The 13916-nt window shown below is 58.8% G+C and carries 14 protein-coding genes and 2 tRNA genes; 7 read left to right on the top strand and 9 right to left on the bottom strand.

What is annotated here, in order from left to right:
- Positions 1-5 precede the first annotated feature (5 nt).
- Genes znuB through C4S72_RS22030 form a run of 3 tightly spaced genes read right to left on the bottom strand, consistent with a single transcriptional unit; the run spans position 6 to position 2064 of the window.
- Positions 6-800, bottom strand: coding sequence for a zinc ABC transporter permease subunit ZnuB (znuB, locus tag C4S72_RS22040; protein WP_104005356.1), 795 nt, complete (start codon positions 798-800; stop codon positions 6-8).
- A gap of 3 nt (positions 801-803) precedes the next feature.
- A complete protein-coding gene (znuC, locus tag C4S72_RS22035; RefSeq protein ID WP_104005355.1) occupies positions 804-1574 on the bottom strand; it encodes a zinc ABC transporter ATP-binding protein ZnuC in 771 nt (256 codons plus the stop codon).
- Complete coding sequence (locus C4S72_RS22030; RefSeq protein ID WP_104005354.1) at positions 1567-2064, bottom strand: Fur family transcriptional regulator; 498 nt, start codon at positions 2062-2064, stop codon at positions 1567-1569. The genes znuC and C4S72_RS22030 overlap by 8 nt, the downstream gene beginning before the upstream one ends.
- 152 nt (positions 2065-2216) lie before the next feature.
- Between C4S72_RS22030 and C4S72_RS22025 the strand changes: the two genes are divergently transcribed.
- From C4S72_RS22025 to C4S72_RS22015, 3 genes are all read left to right on the top strand, one after another.
- Positions 2217-3215 (top strand): zinc ABC transporter substrate-binding protein, encoded by a 999-nt coding sequence (locus C4S72_RS22025; RefSeq protein ID WP_104005353.1) that lies wholly within the window; start codon positions 2217-2219, stop codon positions 3213-3215.
- An 86-nt stretch (positions 3216-3301) separates the two neighbouring features.
- Positions 3302-3388, top strand: a tRNA-Leu gene (locus tag C4S72_RS22020).
- A gap of 136 nt (positions 3389-3524) precedes the next feature.
- Positions 3525-3611, top strand: a tRNA-Leu gene (locus C4S72_RS22015).
- A 237-nt stretch (positions 3612-3848) separates the two neighbouring features.
- Here the strand turns inward: C4S72_RS22015 and C4S72_RS26150 are convergent.
- On the bottom strand, positions 3849-3980 hold the full coding sequence (locus C4S72_RS26150) for a hypothetical protein (protein WP_268807734.1): 132 nt from the start codon (positions 3978-3980) through the stop codon (positions 3849-3851).
- Between the two features lie 293 nt (positions 3981-4273).
- On the opposite strand from C4S72_RS26150, the gene C4S72_RS22010 reads away from it, so the two are divergent.
- A complete protein-coding gene (locus C4S72_RS22010; protein ID WP_104005352.1) occupies positions 4274-4516 on the top strand; it encodes a hypothetical protein in 243 nt (80 codons plus the stop codon).
- 58 nt (positions 4517-4574) lie between these two features.
- Positions 4575-5408 carry an SDR family oxidoreductase gene (locus C4S72_RS22005; protein WP_104005351.1) on the top strand — a complete coding sequence of 278 codons (834 nt, stop codon included), beginning with the start codon at positions 4575-4577 and terminating at the stop codon, positions 5406-5408.
- A 100-nt stretch (positions 5409-5508) separates the two neighbouring features.
- Here C4S72_RS22005 and C4S72_RS22000 read toward each other — a convergent pair whose 3' ends face one another.
- The 5 genes from C4S72_RS22000 to C4S72_RS21980 form a co-directional block, all read right to left on the bottom strand.
- On the bottom strand, positions 5509-6477 hold the full coding sequence (locus tag C4S72_RS22000; RefSeq protein WP_104005350.1) for a GntR family transcriptional regulator: 969 nt from the start codon (positions 6475-6477) through the stop codon (positions 5509-5511).
- 220 nt (positions 6478-6697) lie between these two features.
- On the bottom strand, positions 6698-7426 hold the full coding sequence (locus tag C4S72_RS21995; RefSeq protein WP_104005349.1) for an SDR family NAD(P)-dependent oxidoreductase: 729 nt from the start codon (positions 7424-7426) through the stop codon (positions 6698-6700).
- 51 nt (positions 7427-7477) lie between these two features.
- Complete coding sequence (locus C4S72_RS21990; RefSeq protein WP_200826866.1) at positions 7478-8266, bottom strand: SDR family NAD(P)-dependent oxidoreductase; 789 nt, start codon at positions 8264-8266, stop codon at positions 7478-7480.
- A 20-nt stretch (positions 8267-8286) separates the two neighbouring features.
- Positions 8287-9630: an MFS transporter gene (locus C4S72_RS21985; RefSeq protein WP_104005347.1), complete on the bottom strand. Its 1344-nt coding sequence runs from the start codon at positions 9628-9630 to the stop codon at positions 8287-8289.
- Between the two features lie 50 nt (positions 9631-9680).
- The gene (locus tag C4S72_RS21980) at positions 9681-10565 is read right to left on the bottom strand and encodes a polysaccharide deacetylase family protein (RefSeq protein ID WP_104005346.1); all 885 of its coding nucleotides are present in this window, start codon (positions 10563-10565) and stop codon (positions 9681-9683) included.
- Between the two features lie 462 nt (positions 10566-11027).
- Between C4S72_RS21980 and C4S72_RS21975 the strand changes: the two genes are divergently transcribed.
- Both C4S72_RS21975 and C4S72_RS21970 read left to right on the top strand, forming a co-directional pair.
- Entirely contained in the window at positions 11028-12542 is a 1515-nt protein-coding gene (locus C4S72_RS21975) for an NCS1 family transporter (RefSeq protein WP_104005345.1), read from the top strand.
- Positions 12543-12552: 10 nt separating this feature from the next.
- Positions 12553-13908, top strand: coding sequence for an amidase family protein (locus C4S72_RS21970; RefSeq protein ID WP_200826865.1), 1356 nt, complete (start codon positions 12553-12555; stop codon positions 13906-13908).
- The last annotated feature ends 8 nt before the right edge of the window (positions 13909-13916 follow it).

The raw sequence follows: 13916 nt of genomic DNA, 5'->3' as shown, positions 1-13916 counted from the left end.
CGGGTTTAGGCTCTGGATAAGCCGCGTGGCGCGGCATAGAGCAGCAGGAACTCGACCAGCGCGGCGACCACAACCGAGGGGCCTGCCGGTGTATCCCAGAACCAGGAAGCACACAGACCTCCAACCACCGCGATCACGCCCAGCAGGGACGCGAAGAGCGCCATCTGCTCCGGCGTGGAGGAGATTCGTCGTGCCGCGGCTGCCGGGATAATCAGCAGTGAGGTGATCAGCAGGATGCCCACCAGTTTCATTGCCACGGCGATGACGGTGGCGATCAGCAGCATCAGCGCCAGTTTGACCCCCAGGGTATTCACGCCCTCGACCTGGGCCAGCTCCTCGTTGATGGTAATCGCCAGCAGCTGGTTCCACAGCCGCCAGGTCACCAGCAGCACCAGGGCGCCGCCGCCGTAAATCCAGATCAGATCGCCGGGGGCGATAGCCAGCAGGTCACCAAACAGGTACTGCATCAGGTCGATACGCACATCATCCAGCAGCGCGATCGCCACCAGGCCGAGCGATAAAGAGCTGTGCGCCATGATTCCCAGCAGAGTGTCGGTGGCGACCAGGTGCTGGCGCTGCAGCGCTACCAGGATCAGCGACAGCAGAACACAGCAGGCCACCACGGCCAGGTTTAGGTTGATCTGGAACAGAAAACCCAGAGCGATGCCGAGCAGCGCCGAATGCGCCAGGGTATCGCCGAAATAGGCCATCCGCCGCCAGACCACAAAAGAGCCCAGAGGCCCCGCCACAGCGGCTATGCCGATACCTCCGGCAAGGGCCAGTAGAAGAAAATCCGCCATGGTTCAGTGTCCGTTACAGCAGGGAGAGGGTTGATCATCGACCACATCGCCATGGATATCGTGGTGATGGTCGTGGTGATGGTTGTACAGGGCCAGGGCACTGGCCTGTGCAGGTCCGAACAGCTCGCGGAACGAGGGGTCGGCGCTGACCGCCTCGGGGTGGCCGGAGCAGCAGACATGGTGATTCAGGCAGACCACGTGGTCGGTGGAGGCCATCACCAGGTGCAGATCGTGGGAGATCATCAATACGCCAAGCTTGCGCTCGCGGCGGATCCTCGCGATCAGGTTGTAGAGCTCGATCTGGCCGTTCAGATCCACGCCCTGTACCGGCTCGTCCAGCACCAGCAGCGTAGGGTTACGCAGCAGCGCCCGGGCCAGCAGTACGCGCTGGGTTTCGCCGCCGGAGAGGTCGTGGATCGATTTGTTCAGCAGATGATCCGCTGCGACCGCCTTCAGCGCTTCCAGTACGGCGGCTTTTTCGCTGCGCTGCGGTGTCTGCATAAAGCGGGCTACGGTCAGCGGCAGGGTGCGGTCGATATGCAGTTTCTGCGGCATGTAACCGATGCGCAGATCGGGGCGGCGCCAGATGTTGCCGTCGGTGGGCTTGATCAGGCCGAGCACGATTCTGACCAGCGTGGTTTTCCCGGCGCCATTGGGGCCGATCAGCGTCGTAATGCAGTCATCGTGCAGGTTCAGGCTGATGTTCTGCAGTACGTTATCGTCACCAAAGCGCACGTTGATCTGGCTGAGGCGGACGAGATCGCGATTAGGCATCGACTGCCTCCTGGTTCTGGCAATCGGCGCAGAGACCAACCACCTCGACCGTTTCGTGCGCAATCTGGAAGCCCAGCTCCGAAGCGGACTCGCTCAGCGCTTTGTGCACCGGTGCGGTATCCAGCTCTACCGCGCGCTGACAGCCGCTGCAGATCAGAAAGCCACTGCGGTGCGGGTTTTCCGGATGGGGGCAGCCGATAAAGGCGTTTAGCGATGCGATGCGATGCACTAGCCCCTGCTCTTGCAGAAACTCCAGCGCACGGTAGATCGTCGGCGGCGCGGAGTTAAAGCCGGCAGCGGCCAGTGCGGGCAGGAGTTCGTAAGCGCCCATCGGCTGGTGGTTTTCCCAGATCAGTTTGAGCACCAGCTCACGCACCGGCGTCAGGCGCTGCTTGCGCTCACGGCAGAGTTCCTTGGCAGTGGATAACGCCGACTCCATGCAGTGGTCGTGGTCGTGATTGGCTTCAAAGCCCGGGTCTTCGCAGTTCATATCGTCTCGTATTGACAACGTCAGAAATTAGGTTTGTTATAGTATAACATGGCAATTTCTGTACGTTAGAGGTGTGTGTGATTTCGATCCAAAATTTATTGTTGTCCAATGCGCGACGCAGCCTGGCCCTGGCCGTTTCGGCAGCAGCGCTGATGTCTACAGCCCCGGCCATGGCCGATGACGGCGGGGTGGTCGCCAGTATAAAGCCTTTGGGCATGATTGCGGCGGCGCTGACCGAAGGGGTCACCGAAACCCGTGTGCTGCTGCCGGATGGCGCATCACCGCACCACTATGCCATGAAGCCCTCGGACATGCGCTCTCTGGATGACGCTCGCCTGGTGGTTTGGGTCGGGCCGGAGCTGGAGCGCTTTCTCGAAAAGCCCCTGAATCAGGCCGGTGTGGCACAGGTGGCTCTGATCTCGGGCGAGGCTGAGGGACAGGCTGGCCATGAGCATCATGCCGAAGATGAGGATCATGATGAACAGGGCCAGGATCATGAAGCGGATGAACATGCCGATCATCACGACGAGCATGCCTCACATGCCGATGAGCATGAAGAGAGTCATCATGACGAGCACGAACATGACGGGCACGAAGAGGCTGCTCATGACCACGGCCATGAACATGATCATGGCGGTCTGGACGTACACCCCTGGCTGGATCCGATGACCGGCCTTGAAGCCGCGCGCAATATTCTCGCCCGTCTGATCGAGGTCTATCCGGAGCAGGAAGCGCAGCTGGTCAGCAACTTTGAACGCTTCGAAGCCTCGGTTAATGCTGTAGACCGCCAGATCTGGGATAAGCTGGAGCCGCTGCATGAGCGTGGCTTCTTTGTGTTCCACGATGCCTATACCGGCTTTGTAAAACACTACAACCTGAACCAGCTGGGCTACTTCACCGTGGACCCGGGCCGTAGCCCTGGTGCTCGCCATCTGGCGGAGATCCGCGAGACACTTGAGCAGAAGCAGGCGGCCTGTGTACTGACCGAGCCCCAGTTCAGCAGCGCCCTGGTGGAGCGGATTACCGATGGTCTGGAGCTGAAAACCGCCGAGATCGACCCCCTGGCCGTGGACTCCAAATTGAGCGCGACCGCCTACGCGGACTATCTGCTTGATTTGGCTGGTCGTTTTGAAAAATGCCTGGAGCCTTGAGGCGTTTTTGAAAAGAGTTTAAAAAAGATCTCTAAAGGGGGTTCACAACCCCCGGGGCGCTCTATATAATGCGCCCCACTTTCGAAGCAGATGTGGTGGAATTGGTAGACACGCTAGCTTCAGGTGCTAGTGCCTTCACGGGCGTGGGAGTTCGAGTCTCCCCATCTGCACCACTTCCCTGAAGTGGTGTTGAACAGCAAAGTTCGAAAGTGCAGATTCGCAAGAATCAGTAAGAAGCAAAAGTTAAATCGGTCCGGCGCCGCATGTTGCGAAGAGAGACTTCTCTCGGAACATAAAGCCATAACCGACGCAGATGTGGTGGAATTGGTAGACACGCTAGCTTCAGGTGCTAGTGCCTTCACGGGCGTGGGAGTTCGAGTCTCCCCATCTGCACCATCGGTACTCACCGATGGTGATCTCCCCTCCAAAAGTTTTCCCGTGTAGTTTTTAAGTACAGCTTCTCAGTACAGTCTCTCAACACAGTTTTTCACGTACTTTTTCCGTGCTTCATTTCCAGGCTTAGTCTGTCTGCATATCCCATGAGCCGGGTCATCCAGCCATATCTCCGTGTTTTTTGCATAAAAAACCCCGGACAGAGCCGGGGCTAAAACAGTTGCTTGGGAGTCTTTCAGGTTAGCCAGCCGCCAGTATCCCGATCTGGACAAGGGCTGGAATGATAGCGATAACCAGACCGACGACGACCATCAGGATTGAGGGTACCAGGCCGAGTTCTTCGTACTTCTCGTCATTGTGAGTAGCAACCATCGTCTTTCTCCTTGCTGCTCGGGTTGAGGCTGACTGCCTGCATCTTCTATCGCAACATGGGTGCCAGTTTTGGTTATGCGGGTTATTAATGCTAACTGTCTGTTTTTAATATGTTTTAATTCCTTGCGCCGAGCTTTTTTCAAAAAGACTGTCAATATCGTCGTACCTTATTTGGCATGGCTGACATAAGCGGCGCTGAGCACTGATCTTTTCCAGCCCCGCCGTTGCGCGTATAACAGGCAGGCACCGCCGTAGAACCGGCTTTACTCCTGGCTCCTGTTAAGGACATAGCATTGAAAAAGTTCACCCTTCATCTGGATGCGGCGATCGTGATCGCCCTGGTCGTTGCCCTTTCGCTGGGTCTGAATGCTTTTCAGTACTTCCAGGTAAAGAGCCTGACGGAGGAAAACGCCCAACTGAAGATTCAGGGGGTGTTGGACAAGCTGAATCTGGATTCGCAGAAAGGCTTTATTGAGCGCCAGAACGCCAAGATTGAAGAGCTGGAAGCTGCCGAGAGCGCTCAGGCAGCGGACTGATGCCTGCTGACGCTTTTCATAGGGAATCACCACAGGGAATCACCTCAGGGAAAAGAGTATGAAGTCGATCCTCGTCACCGGCTGCTCCAGCGGTATCGGTAGGCACTGCGTACTGCGTCTTAAAGAGCTCGGCTACCGCGTGTTTGCCACCGCGCGGAAGGAAAGCGACTTACAGGTGCTCAGCGATGCAGGCCTTGAGAGCCTGCAGCTGGACCTGGACAGCAGCGACTCGATCAACCGTGCCGTGGATCAGGTACTGGAGCGCACCGGAGGCACCCTGGATGCCCTGTTCAACAACGCTGCTTACGGTCAGCCCGGTGCGGTGGAAGATCTGAGCCGTGATGTGATGCGCGCCCAGCTGGAAACCAACCTGTTGGGTACGTTGGAGCTGACCAACCGGGTACTGCCGGTGATGCGGCGCCAAGGGCATGGCCGTATCGTGATGAACTCATCGGTGCTGGGTATGGTGGCGTTGAAGTATCGTGGCGCCTATAACTGCTCCAAGTTTGCCCTGGAGGGGCTGACGGACACCCTGAGGCTGGAGCTTGAAGGCAGCGGCATCGCTGTCAGCCTGATCGAGCCGGGCCCGATCGAGAGCGCTTTCCGCAAAAACGCCTTTGCCAAGTTCAACGAAAATATCGATGTTGAGGCCAGCGCCCACCGCCAAACCTATGAAGCGGTCGTCGCTCGGCTGGCTAACCAGGAGCCTGGCAAAGAACCAGCCTTCACCCTGACGGCAGAGGCGGTGCTCAAGCCCCTTCTGCACGCCATTGAAAGCCGTCGTCCCAAGCCGCGTTATTACGTCACCTTCCCCACCCATTTTATGGGACTGATGCGCAGGATACTGCCGTACGGGCTGTTGGACCGGCTGCTGATCCGCTCATCTGACTGATGCGTCCTGTTACGGGCGATGATTGTGTGTGACTGGATAGAGAGGTCAGACCTGAGTAACGCTGAAGCCTGAACGGGCTTCAGCGTTTGGGGTGCTGGTATCAGGTGACCCGGACCAGATAGGGCGGTAATTGCGGTTCCGGGAACACCGAAAGCACCTTCAGGCGTTTGCGGGTGCGCTCTGCGGCATGTTTCAGGTGGGCCTTGAGGCTCGCGGCGGCGGCCTCGTAAGCGCCCTGGGCGATGTGATCGACCACCAGTTTGTTTTCCATGAACACCGGGTCCCCGGGCGGAATGCCCAGGGTGCTGAAAAAGATGCGGTTTACCATCAGTGGCAGCTGGCTCTGCGCGATCATCTTCAGCGCTTTCTTGTTATGAGCGAAGCTCAGCCATTCCGAGTGCAGCTCCGATTCTATTTTGGCGACCGCGGATGCGGTCTGCTCTTCCGGGTGCAGAATCAGGTGCGCCAGGCGGCGTTGCATGGCGGACACCTTGTCCGGATCCAGCTGCGGGGCTGAATCGATCAGCAACGCAGGCTCCAGTAACGCTCTAATCTCGAAGTCATCGGCCACGGCCCTTGCGGTCAGAGGCCCGGCCAGCCAGGGCGACTGCTTGGTTTTCTCCACCAGTTGCCGGCTTTTCAGACGTCCCAGCACCTCGCGCGCGACGGTGCGGCTGACGCCGTAGTACTCACTCAGGGCGATCTCGTTGATTTTGAAGTGGCCGAAGGCGATGGACATGGCCACGGCTTCCTCCACATCATCAAAAATGCGATCGGCGGCGGGCCTGCTTTCCACCGGCTGCGCAGCGACCTGGGTGATACCCAGATTTTCAAACGTCAGCTTGGCTCTGACCGGCTCAACATCGCTGGCAAAGGTTTTCGGTATAAACCCGCGGCCGTCAAAGCGCTGAATCAGCCCCTCTTCAAACAGTTTTTCCAGGGCGGTATGAACAGGGCCACGGCTGGTGTCGAACAGCTTCGCGATAGGTCCTTCGAGCAATACCAGGCCGGGTTGAATACGGCGGTCCAGAATCGCTTCTCTGAGGGCCTTGCGGATGACCTCGTACATCGGTTCGCGCGTCTGTTGATCATCTGGTTTTAGTTGTAGAGCAGACAGAACGGGTTCTCTCTTCTAGTCCATTAAATAGGCAATCTAGGATGCCGGCTTGGAGGGGGTGCCGAACTATTATGTGCGCTGCTGATATTAGGTGTACAGCGTCTTTGGAAGGATACCGGGCCTTCGACCCGGTATCGGAGGGGCGGCTTTACATGAAGAGTCAGACGAAGAGTTACATGACGTCGCCGCTGTTGGGACCGAGCGCCTGCCCGAGGTAAAGATCGCCGTCCGGGGATGCGGCGAGCAGCAGGGCTGAAGGCGCCACCTCTTCGGGTTTTCCGAAGCGACCCAGCGGCAGTTCTGCCTCTTTTTCACCGATCCACTCACTGCTGACATCACCCAGCAGCGGGGTGCTGATCGGGCCGGGAGCGATGGCGTTGGTCAGCACGTTGTAGGGTGCCAGTTCCCGTGCCATGGACTTGGTCATCCCCAGGATGCCGGCCTTGGCCGCGCTGTAGTGGGACATGCCGATGGCGCCCTTGTGGGCCAGCTGGGAAGCGATATTGATGATGCGGCCCGAGCGCTGCTCAACCATCAGCGGCGCCACGTAGTGACACGCCAGGAAGACGCCACGCAGGTTAACGGCGATCATCTGATCGAAGATATCCGGAGACATCTCGGTGATCGGGCATTCGTTCAGGATGCCGGCGCTGTTGACCAGAATATCGATCCGCCCATGACGCTCGACCACTGCGTTTACCAGCGCCTGCACCGACTCGGCGGAGCTGACGTCGACGCGATAAGCCGAATCCTCAGCTGTGCAAAGGCTGGCGCAGGCATTCTGGTTAAGATCGGCCAGCGCCAGAGTCGCGCCTTCAGCCTGGTACAGTTTCGCGATCGCCTGGCCGATGCCGCTGGCGGCGCCGATGATCAGCGCAACTTTGTTGTCTAGTTTGTTCATTCAAGTCTCCAAAAGCAGGGAGCCGAAGCTCCCTCTTTATCTACCTCTGTATCAACCCGGCCAGCGTACGGTCAGGCCGCCGTCGACAATCAGTTCCTGCCCGGTGATATAGCTGGAATCATCGCCGCTGAGGAAGCGCACAACCTTGGCCACCTCTTCGGCGCGTCCAACGCGGCCCAGCGGGATGTAGGCGCCAGCGGCTTTGAGGCCGTCGCTACCCAGAGAGTTGACCGGATCCAGCGACTGGGGAGTCTCGATCAGCCCTGGAATGATGGTGTTGACGCGAACCTTGCGCTCCGCCAGTTCAACGGCCAGCGAGCGTACCAGGCCAAGCACACCGCTCTTTGACGCGGCGTAGTGAGCGTGGTGGTCCCAACCGTAAACGCCGCCGGCAATTGAAGAGATGGCGATCATGGAGCCGCCCTCTTCGATCTGCCTGGAGCCTGAGCGGAACAGGCGCATGACGCCGGAGAGGTCCACCGACAGCATGTCGTCCCACTCGTTATCGCTCATCTCGCCAATCGATGCCTGGCGCAGGATGCCGGCCGCGGCAACAACGATATCCAGTCTGCCGAACTCCTGTACCGCGGTGCTGGCCAGGTCGTCGCACTGTTGCTGGCTGCGCACATCCAGAGAGACCGGGATGCACTGGCCGCCGGCAGCAATAACTTTATCCACAGTCTGCTGGATGTCGTGCGGGTCGCCGGGAAAATAACCGGCTACGACCTTTACGCCAGCCTGTGCATAACTTACTGCCAGGGCCTGGCCGATGCCGCTGGCGGCACCGGAAATAATGGCGACCTTGCCGGCAAGGCCATCGTCTCGTTTTAAACTATCCACAATCTGATTCCTTAAGCTCATTAGGTGGCGGTGTGGTCAACCCGGCGGGTACCGAACATCAGCAGGCCGCTGATCACGAGCGGCACTGAGCCGGCGATGATGGCGGTTGTGCCCATGGGCAGGCCCAGGGTCAGCAGCACGGAAACCAGGGCTGAACCGATGATCGCGCCGATCGGTGCCATAACGTGGGCTACGTTGGCGCCCATGCCGCGTACCTGCGGTGGGAAGGATTCGCCCATGTAGAACAGCATCGCGGCAAAGGGGCCGAGCAGGAAGAACAGAGTCAGCGCGTACATGGCGTAGACGAAACTGTCTGAGCTTGGGCCAACCAGCATAGCCAGGCTGGCGATACCGCCGAGTACGAAGCCGATCAGTACGGTGGCGCGACGGCCGATACGGTCACCCAGCCAGCCGTGGAACAGGTAGCCGACAAAGCCGACCGCGTTGGCCAGGATCAGTACCTGCAGGGAGTTTTCGAAGCTCACCGACTTGGCTTCCACCAGTACGGTGGTGCCGAGTACCGCAAATACCTGGATCGCCATCCAGCTCAGCAGCCATACCAGTGACAGTGAGATGGTGTGCTTGCGCAGTTCCGGGGTGAAGACGCCCTTAAGGCCCAGGTCGTGGCCGTGGTCGACTTCAATGTCGTGCTTAGCGGCCAGTTGCTGCGCGCCCTGCATATCGCCGGCCTTGCGGCGGCGCTCCACCTCTTTCATGGCGGCGAACACCGGTGATTCCGGCAGTTTCAGCGCCATGACGATAACGATGATCGATGCGGCAGCAGCGATGAAGAAGCTGCCACGCCAGCCCACGGTCGGCAGCAGCCAGGAGACCATGAACGCCGCCAGCAGTGCGCCCACCGGCCAGCCGCTCTGTACCAGGCTGAACATCAGGCCGCGGTTTTTGGCCTTTTTGTAGATTTCGTTCAGGTAAACGGAGTTCACCACCTCTTCGGAGACGGCGAAGCCGGAGAAGGAGCGGATGATCACCATGGAGGCAACACCGGCAGCCAGGCCAGACAGACCGGAGCTGATCGCGCCGCCGATCACCAAAAGGATCAGCGCTTTTTTACGTCCCAGTCGATCCAGAATGGTACCGACGATGAGCGAGATGGCGAACACACCGATGGTGGCCCAGGTGTTGACCGCCGTGGCCTGGGCTGTGGTCCAGCCGAAGTCTTCAGCGATAACCGGCAGCAGGGTGCCAAACAGGGTGTAGTCGTAAACCGAGGCTACCCAGGCGATAAAACAGGTCAAGGAAGCGTAGAGGATCTGCCCCTGGGTGATTTCCACATCCCAGGGAGCGACCCCGTCGGCCGGGACGCGGGTGCCCGCGTCCACAGCCGGAGAAGTCTTGCTGTTCATGAGTTGAATCTCACTTTTTGAGTTATTTGAATTGGAGCCTCGGCGCCGGCTTACTTGCTGCGCGGGTTGCGCTTGGCGAAGTCGTCAGCGATCTCATCAAAGGTGCAGAAACGCACGCCTTCATGGCTCTGGATGTGCTTGATCAAACGTTCCAGCATCATCAGGTTCTGCGGGCGGCCGCAGACATCCGGGTGAATGGTCATGGTGAATACGGCATAGTCATTTTCGCGGTAGACCCAGTCGAACTGGTCCTGCCACATTTCACCCAGGTGGCGCGGGCTGACGAAGCCGTGGCTGTTGGGGGACTTCTTGATGAACATCATCGGCGGCAGGTCATCGAGGTACCAGTTGGCCGGGATCTCGATCAGGTCGGTCTCTTCGCCACGCTGCAGCGGCTTCATCCACTCCTTGGCAGACTTGGAGTAGTCGATCTTGGTCCAGGAGTCGCCGACACGAACGTAGTACGGGTGGAAATCGTTGTGCATCAGGCTGTGGTCATACTTGATGCCACGCTCCAGCAGCAGCTCGTTGGTGATCGTGCTGAACTCCCACCAGGGTGCTACATAACCGGTGGGACGCTTGCCCGCCAGCTTGGTGACCAGCTCGATGCTGTGATCGAGCACATCGCGTTCCTGCTCGCGGGTCATGGCGATCGGGTTTTCATGGCTGTAGCCGTGAACGCCGATCTCGTGGCCTGCGTCTGCGACAGCCTGCATCTGCTCGGGGAAGGTCTCGATGCTGTGCCCCGGAATAAACCAGGTGGTTTTCAGGTTGTGCTCTTTGAACAGTTTGAGCAGTCGTGGGGCACCCACTTCGCCGGCGAACAGGCCGCGGGAGATATCGTCAGGTGAGTCTTCACCACCGTAAGAACCCAGCCAGCCGGCTACGGCGTCCACATCAATCCCGAAGGCGCAAAGTATTTCTTTCTTGGCCATTGCAAACATCTCCTAGACCGCCCGGTCGCGGCATTTCTCTGAAATTTGGGGTAGAGAGACAGTGACTAACCCTTGCCTCAAATGATCGGTCTCGCATGATCGAAAATGAACTCTGGATACAAAATTCATTTAAGTCAATGTGGGATTGGAAGGGTATCGGTGTTTCCCTTCTTTATATGGCAAGATTTCCAGGCGTTGATAAATCGACTGCCTGATTCTGGATTATTGATTTTTCATGGTGTGATTGCGGTTTTTGTTAGTTTTTTAGACCAGTTATTCTGTTTTTATTAGTGAAAAATGACTTTATTTGATGTGGGTTGGATATTTTTTGGTGAAAAGTTGATCAGTGCGACAGAAACATGTCTATGAACGGTTTTTTTCAACTCTTGGTTGATCTGGCTACTTTTTGTGTTCTATAAATGAATTCTGTATTCAAAATTCATCTATAGCGGAGGCCAGGGTTTGAACGGTCATCAAAGTCATCAAGAGGCAGATGGAACAAGCCCACAGACAGACAGCCATTTGCTGGAGGAGTCGATTCTCCCGGTATGGCGTTCTCAAAGAACAATTGGATTCTGGGGTTTTATCTGGCTTTGGATCGGTATGGCCGTCATCATCGCCACCTTCCAGCTGGGCGCCGGCGGCGTTGCGGGGCTGTCACTGGCCGAAGTGGTGGTGGTGATCTTCCTGGCCAACCTGGTGTTGGGCGTGGTGATGACGCTGACCGCCGATATCGGCACCGAGCACGGGCTCTCGTTCTCGGTCTATCTGCGGGCGCCCTTCGGTATCAAGGGCACGCATCTGCCGGCGGTATCGCGCGGCGTGGTTGCCGCCATCTGGTTCGGTATCCAGACCTACCTGGGGGCGCTGGCGCTCAACGGTATCGTCGAGTACCTCACCGGCTTTGACAGCTGGGTGACCTGGTACCTGATCTTTGCGGTGGTGCAGATCGTCAATACGGCGCTGGGTATCCGCGCGGTTGAGATGCTCGCCTCTATTGCAGCGCCATGCATTCTGGCGATCTCGATCTGGATGTATTACACCCTCGATGTGCTGGCGAAGACCCAGGGCATCAATATCTGGACCTTCGCCGGTGGCGAAGATGTGTCCGTGATCGGCCTGTTTTTCGCCAACATGGCCTTCTGGTCTGCGCTGGCTGTGGATATCCCCAACCTGACCCGCTTCCTGAAAGTGCCCGCAAACCCGAAAGGCTTCCGTCAGCGTAACCGCAATGTGTTCGTGGCTCAGTTCATCGCGCTGCCTGCGACCCAGGCGTGGATCGCGCTGATCGGCGGCGTCTCCTTTATCGCCGCGGGCGACTGGAACCCGGTCAGTGTGATCCAGGCCCAGGGCGCAGGCTTTACCCTGGTGGTTCTACTGCTGATGGTGATCCTGGCGCAGTGGTCCACCAACAATGCCGCTAACCTGATTCCCGCCGCGCTGACCTTTGTGAATGCCGGCGCGCCGCGCGTCTCCTATGCCGTTGCACTGGTGCTGGCCGGTATTATCGGCACCCTGGCGATGCCCTGGCTGATCCTGAATAACCTGTTTACCTTCCTCAGCTACTACGGTGCGCTGCTGTCCGCCGTGGGCGGCATCATGGTGGCGGATTACTACCTGCTGCGCCGTCGCCGACTCAACGTGCCTGACCTGTTCAACCCCAATGGTCAGTTCCGCTTCGCATCGGGCTTTAACCCGGCAGGCCTGATCGCCTGGGTTATCGGCGGTGGTCTGGCGATCCTGTTCCTTGAATACGCATACGCGGTGGGCTTCCTGTCGGCGCTGCTGATCTACTGGCTGCTGATGAAAACCTGGATCATGCCGCGCTATCCGCAGCAGGAGGTCAACTCGGGCTTTGATGACCAGTATCTTGCGACCAGCGTTGGCCGTAACTGGGTATTCGATAAGGAACGGGGTTTCAGCAGGCTCAGCGATGCCGATACCGCTGCATTGAAACAGAAACGCGAAGATCTCTGAGGCGGATAGCATGAGTAACCCTACCTTGACCGCCCTGGAGATGGGTGAGCAGATAGCGGCCGGTCGGTTGGACCCTATTGCCCTGACCCGCGAAGCCCTGGCCAAGGCCCTGGAGGCTGAGGGCGTATTTATCTCGCTCTGCCCCGAGCGAGCCCTGGCGGAAGCTCAGGCGGCGGCCGATCGCGCGCGGCTGAAGCTGCGCAGGGGGCCGCTGGATGGCGTCCCCCTGGCCTGGAAGGATCTGTTTGATCTTGCCGGCACGGTGACCACGGCGGGCAGCCGGGTATTGTCGAACCAGCCGGCGGAAACCGATGCCCGTGCGGCGTATAACGCCGCAGCTGCCGGTCTGGTCAGTGTCGGCAAGACCAACCTTACGGAACTGGCCTACTCCGGCCTTGGCCTCAATCCTCACTACGGCACGCCGGTGTCGATTGCCAGTGGAGATACGCCGCGTGTACCGGGTGGTTCCAGTTCCGGCTCGGCGCTGGCCGTGGCCCAGGGTGTGGTGCCGGCGGCGATCGGGACAGACACCGCAGGCTCTCTGCGCGTACCGGCGGCGTTTAATGGCCTGGTTTCCTACCGCCCCTCCCAGAACCGCCATACCCGGGAGGGCGTCACGCCGTTGGCGGATACCCTGGATACTATCGGCGTGATGGCGCATACGCTGGCGGACTGTGTGGCGGTGGATGATGCCATGCGTGGCGAGACTTACCGGCCGAGAAAGCCGCTGGCACAAAACGCGGTGCGGTTTGTGGTGGATATGGCGCTGCCGGAGCGGATCGATATAGAACCGGCGGTCTGGCGTAATCTGATGCAGACCGTCGATAAGCTGCGCGCCGCGGGCTATAGCGTTGAGGAGCGCGCCGTCGCTCCGGTGCATGAGGCGCTGGATTGTATTGAAGCACTGGGTTGGCTGGGCGCCGTGGAGGCCTATGCAGAATATGGCCACCTGGTGAACAGCGATCTCGGCGAGCAGATGGACCCGCGTGTAAGACAGCGCCTGGGCGGAGCGGCCAGTGTCAGCGGTGAACGCCTGCTGGTGCTCTATCGTGAACGCAACCGCATGATTCACTCCCTTAAAGAGGATCTCGATGGTGCCGTGCTGCTGACACCGACGGTGGCCCATGTGGCACCGGAGCTTGAGCCGCTGGCAAAAGACCCGGAGCTCTTTGCCGCAACCAACCTGAAAACACTCAAGCTGTCGATGGTGGCCAGTCTGCTGGACTGCCCAGCTGTAGCGCTACCCAGCGGGATTGATGCGGATAATCAGTTCACCGGTCTGCAGCTCAGCGCTCCTTGCGGAGAGGATGAGTGGCTGCTGCGTAGCGCCACCGCAGTCGAGGCGCTGATCGTTGATGCTCGCTAGAGGAGATT

Origin of the sequence: Marinobacterium lutimaris (assembly GCF_900108065.1) — a bacterium.
GTDB classification, from domain to species: domain Bacteria; phylum Pseudomonadota; class Gammaproteobacteria; order Pseudomonadales; family Balneatricaceae; genus Marinobacterium_D; species Marinobacterium_D lutimaris.
This window is presented reverse-complemented; position numbering and strand designations above follow the sequence as displayed.

What these genes read in the sequence shown, in the direction of transcription:
- C4S72_RS26150 (WP_268807734.1), bottom strand. Translation starts at nt 3,980, where the DNA reads ATGGTTGCTACTCACAATGACGAGAAGTACGAAGAACTCGGCCTGGTA.
- C4S72_RS21970 (WP_200826865.1), top strand. Translation starts at nt 12,553, where the DNA reads ATGAGTAACCCTACCTTGACCGCCCTGGAGATGGGTGAGCAGATAGCG.
- C4S72_RS22025 (WP_104005353.1), top strand. Translation starts at nt 2,217, where the DNA reads ATGTCTACAGCCCCGGCCATGGCCGATGACGGCGGGGTGGTCGCCAGT.
- C4S72_RS21980 (WP_104005346.1), bottom strand. Translation starts at nt 10,565, where the DNA reads ATGGCCAAGAAAGAAATACTTTGCGCCTTCGGGATTGATGTGGACGCC.
- C4S72_RS22005 (WP_104005351.1), top strand. Translation starts at nt 4,575, where the DNA reads ATGAAGTCGATCCTCGTCACCGGCTGCTCCAGCGGTATCGGTAGGCAC.
- C4S72_RS21985 (WP_104005347.1), bottom strand. Translation starts at nt 9,630, where the DNA reads ATGAACAGCAAGACTTCTCCGGCTGTGGACGCGGGCACCCGCGTCCCG.
- C4S72_RS22030 (WP_104005354.1), bottom strand. Translation starts at nt 2,064, where the DNA reads ATGAACTGCGAAGACCCGGGCTTTGAAGCCAATCACGACCACGACCAC.
- znuC (WP_104005355.1), bottom strand. Translation starts at nt 1,574, where the DNA reads ATGCCTAATCGCGATCTCGTCCGCCTCAGCCAGATCAACGTGCGCTTT.
- C4S72_RS22000 (WP_104005350.1), bottom strand. Translation starts at nt 6,477, where the DNA reads ATGTACGAGGTCATCCGCAAGGCCCTCAGAGAAGCGATTCTGGACCGC.
- C4S72_RS21995 (WP_104005349.1), bottom strand. Translation starts at nt 7,426, where the DNA reads ATGAACAAACTAGACAACAAAGTTGCGCTGATCATCGGCGCCGCCAGC.
- znuB (WP_104005356.1), bottom strand. Translation starts at nt 800, where the DNA reads ATGGCGGATTTTCTTCTACTGGCCCTTGCCGGAGGTATCGGCATAGCC.